The following is a 21713-nucleotide window of genomic DNA, read 5'->3' on the forward strand; positions in this document are numbered from 1 at the left end:
GTCCTAGACGGCTCCGTCCTAGACGGCCTGGCGCTTCAGCTTGCGCCGCTCCCGCTCGGAGAGTCCTCCCCAGATGCCGAAGCGTTCGTCGTGCTGCAGTGCGTACTCCAGGCACTCCGTACGCACCTCGCATGCCCGGCACACCTTCTTGGCCTCGCGAGTCGAGCCGCCCTTCTCCGGAAAGAACGCCTCCGGGTCGGTCTGCGCGCACAGGGCGCGCTCCTGCCAACCCATCTCTTCGCCGTCTGTGCCGTGCGCCAGCGGGATGACCACCTCGCTCACAGCGCACCTCCCTGCCCGTGGAACCCCCTGGTCAATGCCATCCCTCCGGTTCCTTCCCCCGAGAAGGCATTGAAACTACACGGACGAAATTACACGCGTGCAGCGACCGCCCCGTCAAGCCGGAGAGCTTTCCTGGGCGACAAAACGGGTTATGCCGGGACAACCGCGAAGACTTTTGGCTGAAGATTCGGTTAATCGGACGGTCAGCGGCGGGCGCGGATCACTGCGGCGGCGGCGGGCGGTTGTCCCGGTACCAGTCGCCGCCCTGCTCGCCGCTCTGCGGCGGAGCGGGCTGCGTGCCCTGCGGGCCCTGGTCCTGGCCGGAGCCGCCGTAGGCGCGCGTCCACTCGCCCATGTCCTCCTGGTCGGCGGACGGCTGCTGGCCCTGCTGCTGGCCCTGCTGCTGGCCGGCCTGGTAGCCGCCGCTCTGCGCGCCGTACTGCTGGTAGTCCTGCTGGCCGTACTGCTGCGGCTGCTGGTACTGCTGCTGACCGTACTGCTGCTGGCCCTCCGCGCCGGACTGGCCGCCGTACTGCTGCTGGCCCTCCGCGCCGGGCTGCTGGCCGTACTGCTGGTACTGCTGCCCGTACTGCTGCTGCTCGAACTGCTGCTGGCCGTACTGCTGCTGCCCGTACTGCTGCTGGCCCGGCTGGCCCGGCTGCCCCTGCTGGTACCCGAAGTCCGGGTACCCCTGCTGCTGGGGCTGCGGACGCGGCGGCTGCATCCCCTGGAACACGGTGAAGACGAACCAGCCGCCCGCACCGACGATGGCGAGCTTGCCGGCGCCCTCCAGGAACGCCGCCAGCTTCGTCAGCGCCGAAATGTACTCGGAGTCCGCGAGCATCCCGCTGAGCCACGCGATCACCCCGAACAGCGCGATGCCGCCGAGGACGCCGAGCGCCCCCATGGTGATCGTCCTGGCCTGCGGCGTCGGGGCGTCCCCCCATGTCACCAGCAGCACCGCGAGGACGAGGACCCCGACGAGCGCGATCTGCAGGAACGTCCCGCCCTGCGTCTCGCCCAGCGCGCGCCCGGTGAACGACCCACCGCCGCCCAGCAGGTAGATGAGGCCCGCGAGCAAGTGCAGTCCCGCCGCGGCGAGCAGTACCCAGGCGGCCGGTTCGCGCAGGCGCTGGACGGCTTCCTTGTTCACGGTGAATTCTCCAGACCGAGGCAATCCATTACACGACAAAGCTTTGCATAGTCTCGTGCGGGGCGGCGACCCCACACACCTCCCGCCCGGGAGCGCCGTAGGGTTTGGGGCATGAAGATCGTGTGCTTGGCGGGTGGGATCGGCGGGGCCCGCTTCTTGCGGGGGCTGCGGGAGGCGGCTCCCGAGGCGGAGATCACCGTCATCGGCAACACCGGGGACGACATTTCGCTGTTCGGGCTGCGGGTGTGCCCCGATCTCGACACCGTGATGTACACGCTCGGCGGCGGCATCAACGAGGAGCAGGGCTGGGGGCGGAAGGACGAGACGTTCACCCTCAAGGAGGAGCTCGCCGCCTACGGGGTCGGGCCCGGATGGTTCGGGCTCGGGGACCGGGACTTCGCCACGCATATCGTCCGGACGCAGATGCTGGCGGCCGGGTACAAGCTGTCGGCCGTCACCGAGGCGCTGTGCGACCGGTGGAAGCCGGGGGTGCGGCTCATCCCGATGAGCGATGACCAGGTCGAGACGCATGTGGTCGTCGAGGACGACAAGGGGCGGCGGGCGATCCACTTCCAGGAGTGGTGGGTGCGGATGCGCGCGTCCGTCCCGGCGCTGTCGATCGCGGCGGTGGGCGCGGAACTCGCGAAGCCGGCGCCCGGTGTGCTCGCGGCGGTCGAGGCTGCCGACGTGGTGCTGTTCCCGCCGTCCAACCCCGTGGTGAGCATCGGGACGATCCTGGCGGTGCCCGGCATCCGGGACGCCATCGCCGCGAAGACCGTGGTGGGGGTCTCGCCGATCATCGGCGGGGCGCCGGTGCGGGGAATGGCCGACGCCTGCCTGACCGCGATCGGGGTCGAGACGTCGGCTCGGGCGGTCGCCGAGCTTTACGGCCTGGGGCTGCTGGACGGGTGGCTCGTCGCCGACGCCGACGCGGACGTGCGCGTCGAGGGCATCGAGGTCCGGTCCCGGCCGCTGCTGATGAGCGACGACCGGGCGACGGCCGACATCGCGCGCGCGGCGCTCGATCTGGCGTTGGAGCTCAAGCGGGCGGAGGACGCCGAATGAGGCTCGAGGTCTTCGGCCTCGCGGGATTGCCGGAGGTCGCCGAGGGCGATGACATCGCGGCCCTGGTTCCGGCCGGCGCCGTCGAGGACGGTGACGTGCTCGTCGTCACGTCCAAGATCGTCAGTAAGGCGGAGGGCCGGGTCCTGGTCGCGGACGACCGCGAGAAGGCCATCGACGCCGAGACCGTCCGGGTGGTGGCGCGGCGGACGCACGCGCGGGGCGAGACGCGGATCGTGGAGACGCGGCAGGGGCTCGTGCTCGCGGCGGCCGGCGTGGACGCGTCCAACACCCGGCCGGGGACCGTGCTGCTGCTGCCGGAGGACCCGGACGCGTCGGCGCGGCGCATCCGGGCCGGGGTCCGGGAGCGGGCCGGCGTGGACGTGGGCGTGATCGTGTCCGACACCCTGGGGCGGCCCTGGCGGAACGGGCTGACCGACGCGGCCATCGGGGTGGCCGGGCTGGAGCCGCTCAGCGATCTGCGCGGGCGGGACGACTCCTACGGGAATCGGCTCGACGCCACCATCACGGCCGTGGCGGACGAGATCGCCGCGGCGGGGGAACTGGTCAAGGGGAAGCTCGACGGGGTGCCGATCGCCGTTGTGCGGGGGCTGGCCGGGATCGTCACGCCGGGGGACGGGCCGGGGGCTCGGGCGCTGGTACGCCCGCCCGACGAGGACATGTTCCGGTTCGGGTCGGCCGACGTGCTGCGGGCGCGGCGCACGATCCGGGAGTTCACCGGGGAGCCGGTGGATCCGGCGGCGGTGCGGCGGGCCGTGGGGGCCGCGATCACCGCGCCGGCGCCGCATCACACGACGCCGTGGCGGTTCGTCCTGCTGGAGTCGGCGGAGTCCCGGACGCGGCTGCTGGACGCGATGCGCGACGCCTGGGAGGCCGACCTGCGGCGCGACGGCTTCTCCGCGGAGTCGGTCGTCAAGCGGCTGCGGCGCGGCGAGGTGCTGCGGCGGGCCCCGTACCTGGTGGTGCCGTGCCTGGTCATGGACGGTTCGCACGACTATCCGGACGAGCGCCGGGCGCGGGCCGAGCGGGAGATGTTCGTCGTGGCGGCGGGCGCGGGCGTGCAGAACCTGCTGGTCGCGCTGGCGGTCGAGGGGCTCGGGTCCTGCTGGGTGTCGAGCACGATGTTCTGCCGCGACGCGGTGCGCGACGTGCTCGATCTGCCGGCCGGCTGGGACCCGATGGGCGCCGTCGGCGTCGGCCGCGCCGCCGCGCCGCCGCGCGAGCGCCCGGCGCGGAGCGCCGGCGCCTTCATCGAGGTGCGCTGAGCGAGGTGCGCTGAGTGGGGTGCGCTGAGCGGGAATAGATCGCGGGTGTCCTGGGCTGGCCTCTTCGCGGGGCCTTTTCCGGGACCCCGACGCGGCGCAAATTATGACGATTGGCATAGAGTGCCCGCATGGACGCGACGAGCTCCGCTCTTCGCCGGGCCCTGGCCCGCGCGCGTGACGGCAAGACACTGGACCGATCCGAGGCCACCACACTCCTGCAGGCCCGCGGGGCGCAGCTCGACGATCTGCTCGCCTACGCCGCCCGCACCCGGGACGCCGGTCTGGAGGCCGCCGGCCGCCCGGGCGTCATCACCTACAGCCGCAAGGTCTTCATCCCGCTGACCCGGCTGTGCCGGGACCGCTGCGGGTACTGCACGTTCGCGACCGTCCCCCACAAACTGGACTCGCCGTACCTGAGCCCGGACGAGGTCCTGGAGATCGCGCGGCAGGGCGCGGAGATGGGCTGCAAGGAGGCCCTGTTCACGCTCGGGGACCGTCCCGAGGACCGGTGGAAGCAGGCCCGCGAATGGCTGGACGCGCACGGCTACGACGACACGCTCTCGTACGTGCGCGCGATGGCGATCCGGGTGCTGGAGGAGACCGGGCTACTGCCGCATCTGAACCCCGGCGTGCTGACCTGGCGCGACTTCCAGCGGCTCAAGCCCGTCGCGCCGTCGATGGGCATGATGCTGGAGACGACCGCGACACGGCTGTTCAGCGAGCGCGGCGGGCCGCACTTCGGGTCGCCGGACAAGGACCCGGCCGTCCGGCTGCGCGTGCTCGAGGACGCGGGACGCACGAACGTGCCGTTCACCACCGGGATCCTCATCGGCATCGGCGAGACGGTCGAGGAGCGCGCGGACGCGATCTTCGAGATCCGGCGGACGATGCGGGAGTACGGGGCGATCCAGGAGGTGATCGTCCAGAACTTCCGCGCGAAGCCCGACACGAAGATGCGCGACACGCCCGACGCGGAGCTGGCGGAGCTGGCCGCGACGATCGCGGTGACGCGGCTCGTCCTCGGGCCGAAGGCGCGCGTGCAGGCGCCGCCGAACCTGGTCGCCGACCAGTACGCGCTGATGCTGCGGGCCGGGATCGACGACTGGGGCGGGGTCTCGCCGGTGACGCCCGATCACGTGAACCCGGAACGGCCGTGGCCGCAGATCGAGGAGCTGGCCGAGCAGACCGCCGAGTCGGGGTTCGAGCTGCGGGAACGGCTGACGATCTATCCCGAGTACGTGCGGCGGGGCGAGCCGTGGCTCGACCCGCGGCTGATCGGGCACGTCGCGGCCCTGGCCGATCCGGAGACCGGGCTGGCGCGCGAGGACGCCGTGCCCGCGGGGCGGCCGTGGCAGGAGCCCGACGGCGGGTTCGAGGCGTCCGGGCGGACGGATCTGCACACGTCGATCGACACGGCCGGGCGGACCAGCGACCGGCGCGACGACTTCGACGAGGTCTACGGGGACTGGGACGCGCTGAAGGAGCGCATGGCCGCGCCTCAGCGCTTCGACGCGGATGTCAAGGCGGCTCTCGCGCGCGCGTAGTTGTGCCACCAGCCTTGCCTTCGCGCCTTCCGGGCCAGGTCCATCAGAGCTTGGCGCTCCTGCTCGTCCGTCACGCCGTACTCCTCCGCCAAGAGGCGCACGTCGCTCGGGGTGACACGGGTTCGCCCGGTCTCGATGCGGGAGATCTTGGCCTTGGACCAGTCGAGCCGCTGCGCGACGTCCTCCATCGACAGGCCGGCCACCTCTCGCAGGCGGAGCAGCTCCCGTCGCAACTGCCTGCCGCGGAATGTCTCCATCCTCGCCGTCATGAGTGAAGTCTCCCGTAGTTGTTCGGGCTCAGCCTCTAAGAATCTTGAGACGTCTCGAAGTGAAACGTTGCACATTGACTCGTTACAAGCAACACTATCAGCGACCGAACGCACACCGAACGCGATCAAGCGGAAGAGGTCACGTCTGCCCTGAATCGCTACGGCTGTGGACGAACCGGATTGACGGGAGGTATGGCTCGATGGAGGTCAAGGGGGCGTGGGGGCTGGTGACCGGGGGGTTGTGCGCGTGGCGGCTGCCCGGGGACGAGAGCGGGCCGGCGGCGGCGCGTCGGCTCCTCCGCCGGACGATGTCCGAACTGCGACTCGATCAGGACGTGATCGAGGACGGCGAACTCGCCGTCTCCGAAACCGCCACCAACGCGCTACGGCACGCCAGGTGCGCGAAGGGCGACCGGCCGCCCACCACGCCCGAACTGTGGATCTGGGCGCGGACCGTCCCGTCCCCGCAACTCGTCGTCTCCGTCTTCGACGGCGCGCGAACGACCACACCGCACGCCTCCGGGGCCGGGTTGCTGGACGAGCACGGCAAGGGCCTCGAACTCGTCCGCCAGGTCACCGCCGCCTGGGGCTGCGCCCCCACCCGATCCCGGGTCGACACCACGTCCGTCCCCGGCAAGACGGTCTGGTTCGCCCTCCCACTCCGCCACGACTGGCCCGGCCTGCACTACCGCGTCCACCCGGGGACCGCCGCACACCACCTGCTCCTCAACCTCACCCACCGCGGCTTCAAAGGTCAACGCAACACCACCGACGACGGCCTCTCCGTCCTCGTCCTCCCCACCCTCAACGTCTGGGTCCACCGACGAACCTTCTGCTGGTGGTCCACCCCGCACCGCTACCTCCGCCGCCCCCTCATCGACCTCCAGGAAACCACCGAACTCCTCGTCCACCACCTCGACGCCGCCCCCGCCCCGTCCTGCTCCCCCGCCCTGCAATGAGCCGAGCCATCGCCCATCCAGGGCGCCACATCAAACAGCACCGAGTGAGGCGGCCCTCACATGCAATGAATTGCTTCTGGCAAGCAGCGAACTACACTGGACCTCATGGGTACTGACATCGGGAAGTCGAGGCGCAAGGCCCCGCGCCATCACGACAAGGCGCAGACACTGGGGTTCTCCGTCCAGGCCGAAGACCGGCCCGTCCTCGATGAGCTCGTCGACTACTTCGGGGACGGAAACCGGTCCGCCTACCTCCGCGCGACCTACCGCGTCATGAAGTCGATCATGCTGGCCGAGCAGCTTCGCGACCTTCAGGCCTACGGGCAGCAGCGCACCGCCGAACTCGGGATCGAACCCGCCGACGTGCCCGACCGCGTCCGGGAGTTCCTCAAGGGCAAGGGCGGCGCCTGACCATGCCGGCCCCCGTGGTCTTCGACATCAACGTGCTGGTGACGGCGGCGGCCACCGGCAACAGCCCCTTCCGCTCGTGGCCGTCCCCGCCACCGACCTCCGGCAACGCCTCGGCCGACTGTCTGGGCGTCGCGAACGACGCCGCAGAGTTCTCCCTGTGGGTGTCTCCGCACATCCTGCGAAACGTCGAACGGATCCTCGTGGAACTGTTCAAATGGGAGGACGCGAAGGCCGGCGCGTACCTGACGGCGCTGGTCGCCATCACCGAGCACAGCGAAGGGGATATCGTCGACCCGCCGCGGACCGTCCATGACTGCCCCGACTACGAGGACAATTTGATCCTCGACCTCGCGGCCGAAGTCGGCGCGCTGCTGATCGTCAGCAACGACGTGGACCTGATCTCCATGTCACCATGGCGCGGCACGCCGATCGTCACCCCGGATCTCTTCCGGCAGAAGGTGGACGGCATGCGACGTCACGCCCGACGCCGCCGCTAGATCTTGGCAGGGGCCAGGGCGAGGTCCCGGTCGCAAGCCGGAGGAGGTGTTCGTGGACGGGCGGTCGAGCACGCATGAGGTGGAGATGCGGGCTGATGTGGTGGTCAAGCGGTATCGCTCGCGCGACAACGGTGAACCTCTGCGCGAGTGGCGGGCGCTGACCCTGCTGCATGAGCACACGCCGGGCACCGCACCCGCGCCGATCAGTGCCGATCTGGACGCCGAGCCGCCGACCGTGGTGATGTCCCGGCTGGACGGTGTGCCGCTGGACGGTGAAGTCACCGCGGATTTGGCTGCGGCGGTCGCCGGTGCGGTTGCTCGGGCCCAGGAAGCGATCCCCTTGCGCACGCTGGCCGGCCTGCCGGCTCGGGCGGGGACGGCGGACGCGGCCCGTGTTCGGCACCGGCGACGGGAACCTCGCCAACTTCCTGTGGGACGGCACCGAGGTGCGCCTGGTGGACTTCGAGTACTCGGGCCGCAGTGATCGTCCCTACGAGTTGGCGGAATTGACCGAGCACATTTCGATGCGAGCGGGAAACGGTCCCGGAATGGACCGCGTACTGGACTGCTTCGATCTGGATTCGGCGGAGGTCGGCAGGCTTACGCATTGCCGACGCCTTCTTGCCGTGTTCTGGTTGCTCAGGATCACGCTCAATAGCCGCAGGTCACCGGCCCACGGCGAGGTCCTCCGGAAGCAGGCGGCCCGCCTCCTGATGCTGCTCGGATAGTCCCGGAAGCCGGGGGAAATCCCATCGCGGGGCCGCAGCCTTTTGTCGATCTCGCCTGATCACACGTGCGAATGCGGGTCAGGTGTCGGTGGAGAAGCGGATCGCCGTGGGAGGTAGTTCTATGCCCGGCCAGATTCGTAGGCCGGGGCGCAGTTCGTTGCCCGGGCCCACTACCGCGGCGTCGCCCAGGACTACGCCGTCCAGGACCGCGCCGGGGCCCACTCGGGCGCCCCGGCTCAGAACGGAGTCGCGGACGGTCGCGCCTTCGGCTACGAACGCGTCTTCCAGGAGGACGCTGCCGGTCACGGTGGCGCCTGATTCGATCACGGCGTTGCGGCCCACGGTCGTCCCGCCGCGCACTACGGCGCCGGGGGCTACGCGGGCGCCGGGGAGAGTCAGGCGTTCGCCCGGTTCGCCTGGCATGGCGGGGGAGGCCAGGGCGCCCAGGACCAGATCCCGCGAGCCCTGGACGAAGGCTTCCGGGGTGCCCACGTCCAGCCAGTAGGCCGACTCCACGTGGCCCATGACCACGGCGCCGGACGCGATGAGGGACGGGAAGGTCTCGCGTTCGACCGACACCACTTCGTCTTCGGGGATCGTGTCGATGACGGAGCGGCGGAACACGTAGCAGCCGGCGTTGATCTGGTTCGTGACCGGGTGCTGCGTCTTTTCCAGGAAGGCGGTCACCCGTCCGTCGGCGGAGGTCGGGACGCACCCGAAGCGGGACGGGTCGTCCACCTCGGTCAAGTGCAGGGTCACCGCGGCGGCTGCCTCTTCATGCAGTTTGACCTGGGCCTGGACGTCGTGGCCGGAGAGGATGTCGCCGTTGAGGATCAGGACCGGGTCGTCCGGGGCGCAGGTCAGGGCGCGGGCCGCGTTGCGGATGGCGCCGCCGGTGCCGAGCGGCTCCTCCTCGCTGACGTAGGCGAGGTCGACCCCGTACGCGTGGTCACCGAAGGCCGCTTCGAACATTTCGGCGCGGTAGGACGTGGCGAACACGATGCGCTCGACGCCGGCGGCGTGGGCGCGGGCCAGCTGGTGGGCGAGGAACGCCACGCCGGCGGTGGGGAGCAGAGGCTTCGGGGTGGAGATCGTCAGGGGGCGCAGGCGGGTGCCCTGGCCTCCCACCAGGAGGATCGCTTCCACTCGGTTCCTTTCTCCACGCGCGGTTGGAGAGAGCCTAGTGGGTGCGGGATGCGGCGTACTGGTCGACTGCGCGCTGGTAGGAGGCCATGTGCGCCTCGGCGGACGCCGACCAGGAGAACTCCCGGGAGCGGGCGTGGGCGGCCTCGGCCAGCTCGGCGCGGCGGGACGGGTCGTCGATGAGGGCGGTCAATGCGGCCGCTATGCCGGACGGCTCCAGTTCGGTGTAGGCGACCGCGTCGCCGCCGACCTCGGGGAGGGAGCCCCGGCGGGTCGTCAGGACGGGCGCGCCGCACGACATGGCTTCCAGGACGGGCAGGCCGAAGCCCTCGCCGCGGCTCGGGAGCGCGACGACCAGGGCGCCGCCGAAGAAGCCGGGCAGGGACGGCCACGGCAGGTAGCCGGGGCGCAGGACGCGCAGGTTCAGCGGGACGGTGGCGAGGGCCGCGTCGACCTCGTCGTCCCAGCCGCCGCCGCCCGCCAGGACGAGCGCGGGCGGGTCCGGGCGGTCGGCGCAGGCCTCGACCCAGCCGCGGATCAGGTTCGGGACGTTCTTGCGCGGTTCCAGCGCGCCCAGGTACGCGACGTAGTGGCGGCCGTGCAGGCCGAGGCGGTCGGAGACCTGCTTGACCTCGGCTTCGGACGGGCGGTGGAACACCTCGTGGTCGACGCCGTGGTAGGCGACGTCGATGTGGGAGGGGTCTGCGCCGAGCACCTTGACCAGTTCGTCGCGGGTCGCGCGGGACGGGGCGATCAGCCGGGTCGCGCGCCGGGAGGCGGTGCGGGTCGCCGACTTGATGTACGACGTCCGGACCGGGTCGTGCAGCTCCGGCTCGGTGAAGAGCGTCACGTCGTGGATCGTCACGACGGTGGGCAGGACGGCGCTCACCGGCATCGTGTAGGTGGGCAGGTGGATGACGTCCGCGCCGACGCGTTCGGCGACGTGCGGCAGGCCGGACTGCTCCCAGGCCAGCCGGGTGGCGCGGTGCGCCAGCGTCGCCGGGCCGGCGACGACCCGGGCCCCCGGGACGAGCCCTTCGTAGCGTTTCTCGTCCACCCGCTGGCAGGCGACGGCGAGATCGGCGCCCTGCGCGTGCAGGGCGCGCAGCAGCCCGTCCACGTACCGGCCGAGCCCGCCGCGGTCGGCGGGCACGGCGGTGGCGTCAAGGAGAATTCGAGTCGCCACGGTCCACTCCCCCATCCAGCGCGGTGCCGTAGATCACTCTTTACGTTCCGAGCCTACGCCCGCCGGGCACACGCTCGGGTGACCTCGTTCCACGTCATTCACGATGGGCCCTACCCGATCGCTACCTCTTACGCGCCCGAACGAGGACGATGCTGCCGCGTTCGTTGGGTGCGCCGCGGTCGGCGAGGGCGACGAGCGGGGTGAGCGGGGCGGCGGCGTTGAAGCCGACCTTCCCGCCGTAGGTGGACAGCGACAGGTAGAGGCGTTCCGTGGCGGCCGTGCGGAACTGGTAGCTGTGCTCGACCAGGTCGAGGCCGCGCTCGTCCATCAGCTTGCTGAGGCTGTCGTGCGTGTAGGTGTGCTGGACGTGGTACCTGGCCTTGTGCGCGTCGCGCAGCTTCGGCCAGGTGTCGGCGCGGCTGAGCACGTCGGCGGACATGAAGATCTCACCGCCGGGCTTCAGCACTCGCGCCATCTCGTCCAGCGACCTGCCGCCGTCGTCGAAGTGCTCGATCGCGCAGACGGACAGGATCGCGTCGAACGACCCGTCCGCGAACGGCAGCTTGAGCGCGTCGCACTCGATCAGCGCGGGCGCGTGCGTGAGCGTCCGCCCGTAGGCCATCTTGCCGCGGGCGAGGTCGATCGAGACGGCGTCGGCGCCGCGCCGGCGCGCCCGGCCGGCCCAGTAGCCGTCGCCGCCGGCGACGTCGAGGACCCGCTTGCCGCGCAGGTCGCGTCCCATCCAGCCGAGAAGCGTCCCCGCCTCGCGGTACCGGCACACGTGCACCTGGTGCCCCATGAAGGCGACCACATCGGAAATCTTCATCGTTCCCCAACTCTAAGGCCGCGCGGGCGGGCGGGAGGCCGCGTTCGCCTAGGCTGGGCGGGTGAGGATGAAGGTCGTCGCCGTGCGGGCGCTGCGGGTGCTGCTGGTACTGCTCGCGCTGGCGTTCTGCGGCTACAGCGTGGCCTCCCAGTGGGACGCGACGGTGCGGGCGTTCCAGGAGATGTCCTGGCCGGCGCTCGCCGGGGCGCTGGCCGCGGGGCTGGCGGGGCTCTTCATCTGGATGCTGGGGTGGCGGGAGTTCCTCGCCGGGCTCGGATCGCCGCTGCCGGTGCGGGCCATCTTCCGGATCTCCGGGATCTCCCAGCTCGGCAAGTACGTGCCGGGCAAGGTGTGGGCGCTGGTCACGCAGATCGAGATGACCCGCGAGCACGAGGTGCCGCCGGAGCGCAGCTTCGGGTCGACGATGCTGGCGGTCGCGACGTCCACGGCGTGCGGGCTGGCGGTCGCGGCGGTGACGCTGCCGCTGACGTCCGCGACGGCCCGCGACGAGTACTGGTGGCTGTTCCTGCTCGCGCCCGTCCTGCTGGCGCTGCTGCACCCGAAGATCGTGACCTGGGCGCTCGGGACGATGCTCAGGCTCATCCGGCGGCCGCCGCTGGAGCACCCGGTGAGCCTCGGCGTCACGCTGCGGGCCGTCGGCTGGACGGTCCTCGGGTGGGTCCTGTTCGGCGTGCACACCTGGCTGCTCTGCATGGCCGTCGGCGGCGACGGGCCGGGCCTGCCGTTCGTCGCGACCGGCGCCTACGCGCTGGCGTTCGTCGCCGGCTTCCTCGTCTTCATCGCGCCGGGCGGCATCGGGGCGCGGGAGGCCGCGCTGACCGTGGTGCTGACGCCGGTGCTGCCGGCGGGCGCGCCGGTCGTGGTCGCGATCGCGTCGCGGGTGCTGCTGACGCTCGCCGACCTCATCAACGCGGGGGTGGCGTTCCTGCTCGGGCGTACCGCGCCGGGCCCCGGGAATGAACCGCCCTCCAAAGAGCTTGTGACGGGAACACAGCCTACGAAGGAGGGACCGTGACGGCCCCGATCACCGTGACCGACGCGACGTTCGCGGACGAGGTACTCAAGAGCGACACCCCGGTACTCGTCGACTTCTGGGCCGACTGGTGCGGGCCGTGCCGCATGATCGCTCCCGTCCTGGAGCAGATCGCCGAGGAGCAGGACGGCAAGATCCGGATCGCGAAGATGGACTACGACGCGAACCCGGAGACGCCGAACAAGTACGGCGTGATGGGCCTGCCGACCCTGCTGCTCCTCAAGAACGGCGAGGTCGTGGAGCAGATCGTCGGAGCCAAGCCCAAGCGCGCCCTCATGAAGGTCATCGAACCGCACCTGTGAGCGCGTCGAGGTAGGCGGCCCACAGCGGGGCGTGGTCGACCGGGCGGACGCCGGAGCGGAGGCGCTCCGGCTCCCCCGGCGCGTAGAAGCGCCGCAGCGCGTCCGCCAGGGACGCGGGGTCGTCCGGGCGGCAGACCAGCCCGTCGACGCCGTCGCGGATCTGGGCCGCGAAGCCGCCCACGTCGGTGGCGATCACCGGCAGGCCGTGCTCGTAGGCCATCCAGACGTTCTGCGACGCCGTCGCCGTCCGGTAGGGCAGGACGAGCGCGTCGGCGGCGGCGAACAGCCCCGGAACGTCGGCGGCCGGGACGTATCCGGGGCGCAGCTCCACCCGCGCCGCCAGATCCAGCGACCCGACCAGCTCGCGCGTCTCGTCCAGCCCGCCCCAGAACTCGCCCGCGACGGTCAGCGCCACGTCGTCCGGGCCCTCCGCCAGGGCGCGGAGCAGGACGTCCAGGCCCTTGTACGGGCGGACGATCCCGAAGAACAGCAGCCGCCGGCGCACCTTGTCATCGCCGTCACCGCCGTCACCGCCGTCACCGCCGTCATCGCCCGGCGGCAGAACCCCCGCCGCGGGCAGGTGCGCGGCCATCTCGGCGACCCGCACGGGACGGCCCGTCAGGCCGCGCGCCACCTCGGCCTGCGCCTCGGTGTGGACCAGGACCCCGTCCACCTTCCGCAGCAGCCGCTTCATCAGCGGCTCGTCGTACGGCTTGCGCTCATGCGGCAGCACGTTGTGGCACAGCGCCACCACCCGCGCCCGGCCCCGGATCCCCGCGAGAATCCCCAGGTAGGACGGCACCTGGACGGTGCTCAGCACCACCAGGACCACCAGGTCGCACGAGCGCAGCGCGCGGCCGGTGCGCCACCAGCCGTCCGGACGCCGCCAGTCGAGCCGGTGCCGGGTGCCGGGGAACGGCTCGCCCTCCGGCTCGGCGATCGTCTGCTGCCCGGGATACAGGAACGACGGGTACTGCGCGCGCCACGACTCGATGACGACGTCGTGCCCGGCGGCGGCCAGCCGGTGCGCCAGCTCCGTCGTGTGCCGGGCGCCGCCGCCCTTGTACGGGAACGCCGGTCCGACGATGGCTACGCGCATGCCGCTAGACGTCGCCGCGCGACCGGACGATCAGGTCGGCGAGCAGCGCCAGCGACGCGATGATCAACCCGGTCACGAAGATCATGATGGTGTTGTTGGCGAAGTAGCCGAAGTGCACCACCATGTCGAACACGCCCTTGGCCAGCCCGATCACAATCAGCCACAGCGCCGGCGGCATCAGCACCTTGAGCGGGTTGAAGTACATGACCATCCGCAGCACCTGCAGGATGTAGCGGTAGGCGTCCTTGGTGAAGTGGAACTTCGACTTGCCGGCCCGCTTCGCGTAGTCGATCGGCACGTACCGGACCGGGTGCTGGTTCGACAGGAACGCGATCGTGATCGTGGTGACGCAGGAGAACCCGGGCGGCAGCAGCCGCAGGTACGGCAGCGACACCTCGCGGCGGAACGCGCGCAGCCCCGAGTTCAGGTCCGGGATCCTGGAGTTGGTGAGCCGCTCGGCGATCTTGCGGATGAACCACTTGGCGGGGACCCGCAGCATCTTGTGCGTCCCCTCCTCGGTGGTGCGCGCCCCGACGACCTGGTCGATGGACGGGTCGCCGTCCAGGGCGTCCACGAGTTCGGGGATCCGCTCGTTCGGGTACGACATGTCGGCGTCCGTCCACACGACGATGTCGCCGCGGGCCTGCTGGGAGCCGATCCGCCGCACGGTGCCCGAGCCGCTGTTGTGCTGGAACGCCATGATCCGCATGTGCGGGAAGCGCGGCTCCGCCTCGCGCAGCCGGGCGAGGGTGTCGTCGGTCGAGCAGTCGTCGACGGCCAGCAGCTCGTAGCTCTTGCCGCTGTCGTCCATCGCCTTGCAGATGCGCTCGACCTCGTCGATCACGTGGTCCTGCTCGTTGTAGCAGGGCAGGACGATCGTGACGTGGACGGGCCCGGACTCCGGCTCCGCGGGCTCGGGCACCACCGCGGGCACAACCTCGGCGGGCGGCGCCTCGGCGGGCGCGGTGTCGGACGTCGGCTCGGCAGACTGGGTGCTCACGCAGCGCGAGGATACTCGCCCTCGCCTACCTCAGCAGCCTCGTCGCCCGTGCGGGCGCGTGAACGGGGCCCCTGCGGCACGTGAACGGGCGGGCTACCGCGCGGACGGCTCGGCGATCCACACGTCCATGGCCAGCCCCCACGTCCCGCCCGGCGGCTTGCTCAGGGTGCGCCCGTCCTGCCGCGTGAGCACGTGCAGGACCCGCCGCGGCGTCCCGTACGGCGCGACCTGCGCCGGCTTCGCCGCCATGACCACCGGCCGCCGCCCGGCCCGGTGCACACCGGCGATGACGCGCCGCACGTCGGCGGGCGTGGCGCCACCGGTCGTCCGCGCGGCGGGCACCCCGCACATCCCGCGCACGACCTGCAGGAACCGGTCGGCCGTCGACTGTTCGACCACCACGACCGAACTGCGCGGCCGCAACGCGTCGCACATGCCCTTCACGGCGCCCACCTCGTGCTGCTCCGTCCGGGTCACCAGGAACCCGCCGGACGTCAGCACGATCGGCACCAGCATCAGCGCGACACCGGCGACCGCGCCGCCGTTCACCAGCGTCGGCCCGTACCCGAGCCGGCGGACGCGCCGCACCGTCCACGCCGACGCGAACACGGTGAACAGCAGCAGGCCGGGGATGACGAGGCCGATCAGCCGCCGGGACGCCCACGGATGGTCCGGCGTGATGCCCGGCCGGATCAGCACCTGCGTCGCCGTCCAGACGATCAGCGCGCAGGACGGCAGCCACTCCGGCGAGCGCCCGCCCAGCAGCCGCCGCACCAGCAGCGCCGCGCCCAGCGTCGCGAACAGCAGCGCGGGGACGCCGATGTACCAGACGACCCAGTAGAGGGACAGTTCCGAGTACTGCCGGGTGCCGTCCACGGGGAGGTGCTGGATCCGCTGCACCATCTCGATGAACCGGACGTTCAGCTCGTCGTCCCTCGTCCCCGGCACCCGGCGGACGGTCTGCACCAGGGGCCGGACCGCGAAGCCCGCCACCGCCAGCACGGTCAGCACGGCGGCGACGTCCGGCAGCCGGCCGCGCGCGACCGCCGTGCCCAGCCCCCGCAGCCGCGCCCCCGTCCGGTCCAGGCGCAGCAGGACGGCCATGGCGACCGTGGAGACGAGCACCGCCGCGCTGATCGCCAGCAGCGGCCTGAGCGACGAATCGAGGTACCGCAGGTAGGGCCGGGACAGCGTGAAGCCCTCGGCCAGCCCGGCGGCCGCGCCGAGCAGCAGCCCGCCCGCCACCCAGTACCCGGTGCGCCGCCGGAGCCCGATCAGCAGGCCGGCGAACGCGAGCACCGGCAGGACGTCCCGCAGCCCGTCGATGCGGACGAGCACGATGAGGCCCAGCGCGAGGCCCGCCAGGAACGCCTTCGCAGCGGCGGCCCGGCCCTCCTCGCGGCGGACGTCGTCCATCAGCGACAGCCCGCCCAGCAGCAGGACGATCGCGGGCAGTTCGCTGAACGTGCTGCGCGAGACGTAGAGCATCGGCAGCGTCAGCGCCAGCAGCAGCGCCCCGGCGGGCGCCCAGCGCGGGCCGACGAGCCGCGCGACGAGCCCGGCGAACGCGAGCACGCAGCACGCGCCGAGCAGCGGCGCCATGAGCAGGATCCCGTGCGTGCCGCCGAGCCAGCCGCCGAGCGCGAGGACCAGCGGCATCCCGGCCATGAACTGCGGGACGATCGCGCCGCCGTCGGAGTAGAAGGCGGGGCTCTCGAACCGGAGGAGGGCATCCGGCCCGCCGAACGCGTCCGTCATCTGAGGGATGGGCAGGGACCCGTGCTCGGCCAGCCAGGTCGCGAACTGGACGTAGGACGCCGGGTCGCGGCGGACGACGATCTGCTCCGAGCACATGACCACCTGGAGCACCAGGAACGCGACGGTGATCGCGAGGACGCTCCCGGTCGTCCACCAGGGCACCTCGTCGGCGCCGCGTCCGCTCAGGCTCCCCCGCGCCGCCTCGGGCAGGCCGCGGGGCCGGTACCGCAGCCCGTACCGCAGCACCAGGGCCGCGACCGGCACGAACAGCGCGAACGCCGGGGCCGGGTGGAACACGCCCGCCATCAGCAGCGGCAGCGCGACCGCCAGCCACGCCACCAGGAGCAGCGCCGGGGCCACGGTGAGGCGCACGAGCAGCCGACCAGCGTTCATCTACCCGCTCCGTGCTCGTGAGTGCAGCGCTCGTCCGCTTGCCGATGGTTCATGGGGTGGTCATCCACCCGTGCGGAGCGTAGCGGCACCGGGCAGGTGGTGGCTCCCGGACGATCATGCGGGCATACGCTCGGGCCATGAGCGCACACGACCCGAGCGCGGCCACGCCCGCTGAGCTGCTGCGGCGGCGGGTGGCGGACGACCCGTCCACCCCGCTGGTCACCTTCTACGACGACGCGGCCGGGGAGCGCGTCGAGCTGTCCGCGCGGACGTTCGACAACTGGGTCGCCAAGACCGCGAACTTCCTGGTGGACGGCCTCGGCGCCGAACCGGGCACCCGGGTCGTGCTCGTCCTGCCGCCGCACTGGCAGACGGCGGTGTGGCTGATGGCCTGCTGGTCGGCGGGGCTCGTCGCCGAGCCGGTCGCCCCGGAGGCCGTGCGGGGGCGCGGCGCCGAACCGGCGGGTGCGTCCGGGCCGTACATCCTGGCGGCGGCTCAGGAGGTGCTGGACGACGTGGTCGACGACGCGGAGGCCGAGGAGATCGTCGGGCTCTCGCTGCACGCGCTCGGCGGCCCGCTCGCCGACTGCCCGCCCGGCGTGACGGACTACGCCGACGAGGTCCGCACGTACGGCGACCGGTTCGACCCGGGGGCGGAAGTGACACCGGAGACACCCGCGCTGAGTGTGACAAACGCCACACTCAGCGGCGGCGAGCTGGTGGCGGCCGCACGCGAGGCCGCCGCGAAATGGGAGCTGGACGCACGCGACCGGCTCCTGGTTGACATGCCCTTCGCCACACTGGACGGGCTACTGATCGCGCTGCTCGCACCACTAGCGTCGGGTGCTTCCGTCATAATCCAACGAAACTTTGACAAAGCCGCCCTAGATCGACGTCTGACCGTGGAGCATGTGACGGTGGTCGCCGGCCCGCCCGGACCGAATGACTCATCCGGGTCCCCCTACCGGCTCCCCTGACCTACGCTTCCCTTGCCCAGGACCCGTCACCCGACCCCTGAAAGCGGGCGATCCCGTTGTGGGGGATGACCCCCACACCACCAAGAACCGCTGAGAACCCGGACCACGGAGCCGATGAACAGCAATCCGATGTACATGGAGTACGTCGACGACGCCGACCCGCAGCCGGCGCCGCGACGCGGCTGGCGCATCCTCGGATGGGTGTGCATCGGGCTGTCGGCGGTCATGGTGGTCGGCTCCCTCACCGCCTACGGCCTGTACCGCAAGGCGTTCGGGAACATCTCCCACGAGGACGTCAACGCGCAGCTCGGCCCCAACCGGCCGAAGAAGCTGAACAGCGCGATGAACATCCTGCTGCTCGGGTCGGACACCCGCGCCGGGGCCAACGGCAAGTACGGGCGCTCGCTGAAGAGCGAGCTGCCCCGCTCGGACACGATGATCCTGCTGCACCTGTCGCCGGGCGGCGGCCAGGCGATGGGGATCAGCTTCCCCCGCGACCTGATGATCCCGATGCCGTCCTGCAAGTCCCGCAGGGGCGGGACGCTCCCGGCGCAGTCCCGCGCCCAGATCAACTCGGCGTTCACCAACGGCGGCGCGGCCTGCGTCATCAAGACGATCGAGAGCATCTCCAACATCCGCATCGACCACTTCATGCAGGTCGACTTCACCGGGTTCAAGACGATCACCAAGGCGGTCGGCGGTGTCCCGGTGTGCATGCCGAAGCGGGTCGACGACCCCAAGTCCGGGCTCCACCTGTCCAAGGGCAAGCACATGATCTCGGGCGAGACGGCGCTGGCCTACGTGCGGGTCCGGCACGGCCTCGGCGACGGCTCCGACACCGACCGCATCAAGCGGCAGCAGAAGTTCATGGGCGCCCTGGCCAACAAGGCGATGAGCGCCGGCGTGCTCAGCAACCCCAAGAAGCTCTACTCGCTGATGAACGCGATCACCAAGTCGCTCACCACCGACAAGGAACTGACGCCGCAGGTCATGATGGACATCGCCCAGGAGATGCAGGGCATGACCTCCGGCAAGCTGCGGTTCGTGACCGTCCCGTCCGGGCCCGACCCGGCCGACATCAACCGGGTGGCGCTCACCGAAGCGGCGCAGCCGTTCTTCGCCGCCGTCCGCAACGACAAGACCGTGCCCAAGGAGCCGAAGCCGGGCAGCTCGAACATCCCGCCGAGCCAGGTGCGGGTGCGGGTCTACAACGGCAGCGGCATCAACGGGCAGGCCGGACGCGTCGCCAGCGACCTGGAGTCGCAGGGCTTCCAGGTGACGGTCGGCGGAAACGCGCCTTCCACCACCGCGAGCACCAGGGTGCTGTACGGTACCGGTGCCGACCAGCAGGCCCAGACGCTCGCCGAGCTGATCCCGAGCAAGCCGCAGCCGGCGGCACGCGGCAAGGGCGCCACCCCGGGCGTCGTCGACCTCGTCGTCGGACGGGACTGGAAGAACCTGAAGAGCGCCGGCGCCGGCATCCCGAAGCAGCAGGGTGAGATCCGGGCCAGCGACAACATCTGCAAGGAGACCTGACCGGGCAGCCCTATGACGTACACCACCAGGCCCTCCGGAGCCGACACAGCCCCGCGCCCCCCACAGCCGCAGTCGCCCGAGGCGGTGGAGTCCCCCGCCGCGGGGACGGCCGTCACCGCGGCGGGCGCGCAGGCGCCCCGGCCCCGCAAGCAGCGCGACCCGTTCTTCGACAACGCCAAGTACTTCGCGATCCTGCTGGTGGTCTCGGGCCACTCCCTGGCCAACCTGCTGAACGTGCCGATGGCCAAGGGCCTCTACATCTTCATCTACCTGTTCCACATGCCGCTGTTCATCGTGATCACCGGCTACTTCTCGCGGAACTGGACGTTCTCCGGCGGCAAGGCGCGCAAGCTCATCACCCACGTCGGCGTGCCGTACGTGGTGTTCGAGACCGCCTACTCGCTGTACGACTGGCTGGCCGGGCGCAACGAGCTGGAGATCAGCCTCCTCAACCCGTACTACCTGACGTGGTTCCTGATCGCGCTGTTCATGTGGCGGCTGTCCACCCCGGTCTGGCAGCAGATCCGCTGGCCGCTCGCGGTGGCGGTCGGGTTCGCGCTGCTGTCGTACATGAGCGACCTCGGCGGGACGTTCGACATCCACCGCGTCTTCGGGCTGCTGCCGTTCTACGTCCTCGGCCTCACGCTGCGGCCGGAGCACTTCGAGCTGCTGAAGAAGCCGATCGCGCGGCCGATCGGGGCGGTGGTGCTCGCGCTCGGCCTCACCGGGACCTACCTCGTCATGAACCACATGTCGCGGAACTGGATCTACTGGAAGCACGCGCACTTCGAGCTCGGCGTCGGCAACTTCACCGGCACGCTCATGCGGCTCGCCATGTTCGTCGGCGCGACCGTGTTCGTCGCCGCGTTCCTCAGCCTGATCCCGCGCCGCCGCCACTGGTTCACCCAGCTCGGCGCCTACACCCTCTACGCCTACCTGCTGCACGGGTTCGTCACCCGGCTGCTGAACTTCACCGGCTGGTGGGGCGCGGACTGGATGCACACCCCGCCCGGCGTCGTCATCGTGATCTGCGGCGCGCTCGTGGTCGGGACGGCCCTGTGCTCCAAGCCCGTCGTACGGTCCATGAGCTGGGCGCTGGAACCCAAGATGACCTGGGTGTTCACCCCGCTCCGGCGGCCGGGCGGGTCACCGCGGACGAAGCCTTCGGAGACATGACCGACATCCTCCCCCCTGCGCGCCCCTCCGCGTCCGTCACCGTCCCGGACCCGGTGGTCCCCGGCCCGCCGGTCCCCGCCCCGGTGGTCCCCGCCCCGCGGGCGACCGGCGCCCGGCCGGCCGGTGAGCGGCCCGCGCCCAAGCAGCGCGACGCGTACTTCGACAACGTCAAGTTCTTCTTGATCATGCTGGTCGTGCTCGGGCACTCCTGGGAGGTGTTCCGGAACGACAGCCACGCGGTGAACGCGGCCTACTCGCTGGTCTACGGCTTCCACATGCCGGTGTTCGTGTTCGTCTCCGGCTACTTCTCCCGCAGCTTCATGAAGAATACGGAGAAGTTCCGGGTTATTTTCCCCACGCTGGTCGTCCCTTATGTGATTTTCGATGTCCTTTACCGGTTGCAACTGGTGGCCATCAGGGGCAACGAGTTCAGCTTGCACGACCTTTTCCGTCCGCAGTTCCTGATGTGGTTCCTCGTCGCGCTGGTGTTCTGGCGGCTGAGCGCCCCGCTGTGGGCGCACCTGCGGCACCCGGTCGCGGTGTCGGTGGCGCTGTGCCTGGTCGCCGGCAGCTGGAGCTTCAACTCCGACTCGACGCTGTGCCGCACCGCCGGGCTGCTGCCGTTCTTCGTCCTCGGCCTGACGGTCAGGCGCGAGCGCGTCGAGGCGCTGCGCGGCCCCGGCTGGACGCGCTGGGCGGGCGCCGCCGTGCTGCTCGCGGCGCTGCCGATCGCCTACGTGTGGCAGCTCGGCAGCGTGCTGCCGAAGGTGGAACGCGGTGTCCTGCTGTGGAACCGCGGCTACGAGCACATGGGCTTCGGTGCCCTGGAGGGCATGGCGTACCGCCTGCTCGCGCTGGGGATCGCCACCGTTCTCGGCATGGCGTTCCTCGCGGCCGTCCCGCGCGGGCGCGCCTGGTTCACCGAGCTCGGCACCCGGACGATGTACGTCTACCTGCTGCACGGCCTCGTGGTGAAGACCCTCGACTACGGCGGCCTGCTCGACGGCCGCTTCTTCCAGACCCCGCTCGGCCTGCTGCTCGTCACGGCCGGCGGAATCGCGCTCGGTCTACT

General features: G+C 71.1%; 22 protein-coding genes and 1 pseudogene. 14 read left to right on the top strand and 9 right to left on the bottom strand.

The genetic code is table 11. The features are described from left to right. Positions 1-18 precede the first annotated feature (18 nt). Positions 19-234, bottom strand: a complete 216-nt coding sequence (locus AL2_RS25765; RefSeq protein WP_171064042.1) for a WhiB family transcriptional regulator — start codon at positions 232-234, stop codon at positions 19-21. A 268-nt stretch (positions 235-502) separates the two neighbouring features. Continuing rightward, a complete protein-coding gene (locus tag AL2_RS25770; RefSeq protein ID WP_067637851.1) occupies positions 503-1435 on the bottom strand; it encodes a hypothetical protein in 933 nt (310 codons plus the stop codon). A 111-nt stretch (positions 1436-1546) separates the two neighbouring features. Between AL2_RS25770 and cofD the strand changes: the two genes are divergently transcribed. The 3 genes and pseudogenes from cofD to cofG form a co-directional block, all read left to right on the top strand. Continuing rightward, entirely contained in the window at positions 1547-2500 is a 954-nt protein-coding gene (cofD, locus tag AL2_RS25775) for a 2-phospho-L-lactate transferase (protein ID WP_067637853.1), read from the top strand. Continuing rightward, positions 2497-3783, top strand: a complete 1287-nt coding sequence (locus AL2_RS25780) for a coenzyme F420-0:L-glutamate ligase (protein ID WP_067637855.1) — start codon at positions 2497-2499, stop codon at positions 3781-3783. The genes cofD and AL2_RS25780 overlap by 4 nt, the downstream gene beginning before the upstream one ends. A 128-nt stretch (positions 3784-3911) precedes the next feature. Further along, positions 3912-5324, top strand: a pseudogene (gene cofG, locus AL2_RS25785) (7,8-didemethyl-8-hydroxy-5-deazariboflavin synthase CofG); the annotation flags it as partial. Here cofG and AL2_RS25790 read toward each other — a convergent pair. After that, complete coding sequence (locus AL2_RS25790; RefSeq protein WP_083946902.1) at positions 5282-5671, bottom strand: helix-turn-helix domain-containing protein; 390 nt, start codon at positions 5669-5671, stop codon at positions 5282-5284. The pseudogene cofG and the gene AL2_RS25790 overlap by 43 nt on opposite strands. A 125-nt stretch (positions 5672-5796) precedes the next feature. Here AL2_RS25790 and AL2_RS25795 point away from each other — a divergent pair, with 125 nt between their 5' ends. The 5 genes from AL2_RS25795 to AL2_RS38690 all read left to right on the top strand — a co-directional run bounded on the left by AL2_RS25795 (position 5797) and on the right by AL2_RS38690 (position 8191). Next, positions 5797-6555, top strand: a complete 759-nt coding sequence (locus AL2_RS25795; protein WP_067637857.1) for an ATP-binding protein — start codon at positions 5797-5799, stop codon at positions 6553-6555. A 105-nt stretch (positions 6556-6660) separates the two neighbouring features. Further along, a complete protein-coding gene (locus AL2_RS25800) occupies positions 6661-6966 on the top strand; it encodes a hypothetical protein (RefSeq protein ID WP_067637859.1) in 306 nt (101 codons plus the stop codon). A gap of 14 nt (positions 6967-6980) precedes the next feature. Continuing rightward, positions 6981-7463 (top strand): PIN domain-containing protein, encoded by a 483-nt coding sequence (locus AL2_RS25805; RefSeq protein ID WP_168444820.1) that lies wholly within the window; start codon positions 6981-6983, stop codon positions 7461-7463. A gap of 52 nt (positions 7464-7515) precedes the next feature. After that, positions 7516-7947 carry a phosphotransferase family protein gene (locus AL2_RS38685; RefSeq protein WP_210748661.1) on the top strand — a complete coding sequence of 144 codons (432 nt, stop codon included), beginning with the start codon at positions 7516-7518 and terminating at the stop codon, positions 7945-7947. Continuing rightward, the gene (locus AL2_RS38690) at positions 7919-8191 is read left to right on the top strand and encodes a hypothetical protein (RefSeq protein ID WP_245666915.1); all 273 of its coding nucleotides are present in this window, start codon (positions 7919-7921) and stop codon (positions 8189-8191) included. Before AL2_RS38685 ends, AL2_RS38690 begins: the two co-directional genes overlap by 29 nt. Before the next feature lie 78 nt (positions 8192-8269). Here AL2_RS38690 and manB read toward each other — a convergent pair whose 3' ends face one another. The 3 genes from manB to AL2_RS25825 all read right to left on the bottom strand — a co-directional run bounded on the left by manB (position 8270) and on the right by AL2_RS25825 (position 11346). After that, on the bottom strand, positions 8270-9337 hold the full coding sequence (gene manB / locus AL2_RS25815) for a mannose-1-phosphate guanylyltransferase (RefSeq protein WP_067637863.1): 1068 nt from the start codon (positions 9335-9337) through the stop codon (positions 8270-8272). A 34-nt stretch (positions 9338-9371) separates the two neighbouring features. Beyond that, a complete protein-coding gene (locus tag AL2_RS25820) occupies positions 9372-10520 on the bottom strand; it encodes a glycosyltransferase family 4 protein (protein WP_157438365.1) in 1149 nt (382 codons plus the stop codon). Positions 10521-10641: 121 nt separating this feature from the next. Beyond that, on the bottom strand, positions 10642-11346 hold the full coding sequence (locus tag AL2_RS25825) for a methyltransferase domain-containing protein (protein WP_067637867.1): 705 nt from the start codon (positions 11344-11346) through the stop codon (positions 10642-10644). A 67-nt stretch (positions 11347-11413) separates the two neighbouring features. Between AL2_RS25825 and AL2_RS25830 the strand changes: the two genes are divergently transcribed. Both AL2_RS25830 and trxA read left to right on the top strand, forming a co-directional pair. Further along, positions 11414-12382: a lysylphosphatidylglycerol synthase transmembrane domain-containing protein gene (locus tag AL2_RS25830; RefSeq protein WP_067637868.1), complete on the top strand. Its 969-nt coding sequence runs from the start codon at positions 11414-11416 to the stop codon at positions 12380-12382. Further along, a complete protein-coding gene (trxA, locus tag AL2_RS25835; RefSeq protein ID WP_067637870.1) occupies positions 12379-12702 on the top strand; it encodes a thioredoxin in 324 nt (107 codons plus the stop codon). Before AL2_RS25830 ends, trxA begins: the two co-directional genes overlap by 4 nt. Here the strand turns inward: trxA and AL2_RS25840 are convergent. The 3 genes from AL2_RS25840 to AL2_RS25850 form a co-directional block, all read right to left on the bottom strand. Next, positions 12683-13801 carry a glycosyltransferase family 4 protein gene (locus AL2_RS25840; protein WP_067637872.1) on the bottom strand — a complete coding sequence of 373 codons (1119 nt, stop codon included), beginning with the start codon at positions 13799-13801 and terminating at the stop codon, positions 12683-12685. The genes trxA and AL2_RS25840 overlap by 20 nt on opposite strands. A 4-nt stretch (positions 13802-13805) precedes the next feature. Next, positions 13806-14726, bottom strand: a complete 921-nt coding sequence (locus tag AL2_RS25845) for a glycosyltransferase family 2 protein (RefSeq protein ID WP_376741366.1) — start codon at positions 14724-14726, stop codon at positions 13806-13808. Positions 14727-14894: 168 nt separating this feature from the next. Further along, entirely contained in the window at positions 14895-16952 is a 2058-nt protein-coding gene (locus AL2_RS25850) for a hypothetical protein (protein ID WP_067637875.1), read from the bottom strand. 137 nt (positions 16953-17089) lie between these two features. Here AL2_RS25850 and AL2_RS25855 point away from each other — a divergent pair, with 137 nt between their 5' ends. The 4 genes from AL2_RS25855 to AL2_RS25870 form a co-directional block, all read left to right on the top strand. After that, positions 17090-17929, top strand: coding sequence for a TIGR03089 family protein (locus AL2_RS25855; RefSeq protein ID WP_067637877.1), 840 nt, complete (start codon positions 17090-17092; stop codon positions 17927-17929). 114 nt (positions 17930-18043) lie between these two features. Next, positions 18044-19465, top strand: coding sequence for an LCP family protein (locus AL2_RS25860; protein ID WP_067637879.1), 1422 nt, complete (start codon positions 18044-18046; stop codon positions 19463-19465). An 84-nt stretch (positions 19466-19549) separates the two neighbouring features. After that, complete coding sequence (locus AL2_RS25865) at positions 19550-20641, top strand: acyltransferase family protein (protein ID WP_067637880.1); 1092 nt, start codon at positions 19550-19552, stop codon at positions 20639-20641. Then, on the top strand, positions 20638-21713 hold a 1076-nt coding region (locus AL2_RS25870), incomplete at its 3' end, for an acyltransferase family protein (protein ID WP_067637882.1). The genes AL2_RS25865 and AL2_RS25870, both read left to right, overlap by 4 nt.

Origin of the sequence: Actinomadura latina NBRC 106108 (assembly GCF_001552195.1) — a bacterium.
In the GTDB taxonomy this organism is placed as follows: Bacteria; Actinomycetota; Actinomycetes; order Streptosporangiales; family Streptosporangiaceae; genus Spirillospora; species Spirillospora latina.

What these genes read in the sequence shown, in the direction of transcription:
- AL2_RS25765 (WP_171064042.1), bottom strand. Translation starts at nt 234, where the DNA reads ATGGGTTGGCAGGAGCGCGCCCTGTGCGCGCAGACCGACCCGGAGGCG.
- cofD (WP_067637853.1), top strand. Translation starts at nt 1,547, where the DNA reads ATGAAGATCGTGTGCTTGGCGGGTGGGATCGGCGGGGCCCGCTTCTTG.
- AL2_RS25780 (WP_067637855.1), top strand. Translation starts at nt 2,497, where the DNA reads ATGAGGCTCGAGGTCTTCGGCCTCGCGGGATTGCCGGAGGTCGCCGAG.
- AL2_RS25790 (WP_083946902.1), bottom strand. Translation starts at nt 5,671, where the DNA reads ATGTGCAACGTTTCACTTCGAGACGTCTCAAGATTCTTAGAGGCTGAG.
- AL2_RS25795 (WP_067637857.1), top strand. Translation starts at nt 5,797, where the DNA reads ATGGAGGTCAAGGGGGCGTGGGGGCTGGTGACCGGGGGGTTGTGCGCG.
- AL2_RS25800 (WP_067637859.1), top strand. Translation starts at nt 6,661, where the DNA reads ATGGGTACTGACATCGGGAAGTCGAGGCGCAAGGCCCCGCGCCATCAC.
- AL2_RS25825 (WP_067637867.1), bottom strand. Translation starts at nt 11,346, where the DNA reads ATGAAGATTTCCGATGTGGTCGCCTTCATGGGGCACCAGGTGCACGTG.
- AL2_RS25830 (WP_067637868.1), top strand. Translation starts at nt 11,414, where the DNA reads ATGAAGGTCGTCGCCGTGCGGGCGCTGCGGGTGCTGCTGGTACTGCTC.
- AL2_RS25840 (WP_067637872.1), bottom strand. Translation starts at nt 13,801, where the DNA reads ATGCGCGTAGCCATCGTCGGACCGGCGTTCCCGTACAAGGGCGGCGGC.
- AL2_RS25850 (WP_067637875.1), bottom strand. Translation starts at nt 16,952, where the DNA reads ATGAACGCTGGTCGGCTGCTCGTGCGCCTCACCGTGGCCCCGGCGCTG.
- AL2_RS25855 (WP_067637877.1), top strand. Translation starts at nt 17,090, where the DNA reads ATGAGCGCACACGACCCGAGCGCGGCCACGCCCGCTGAGCTGCTGCGG.
- AL2_RS25860 (WP_067637879.1), top strand. Translation starts at nt 18,044, where the DNA reads ATGAACAGCAATCCGATGTACATGGAGTACGTCGACGACGCCGACCCG.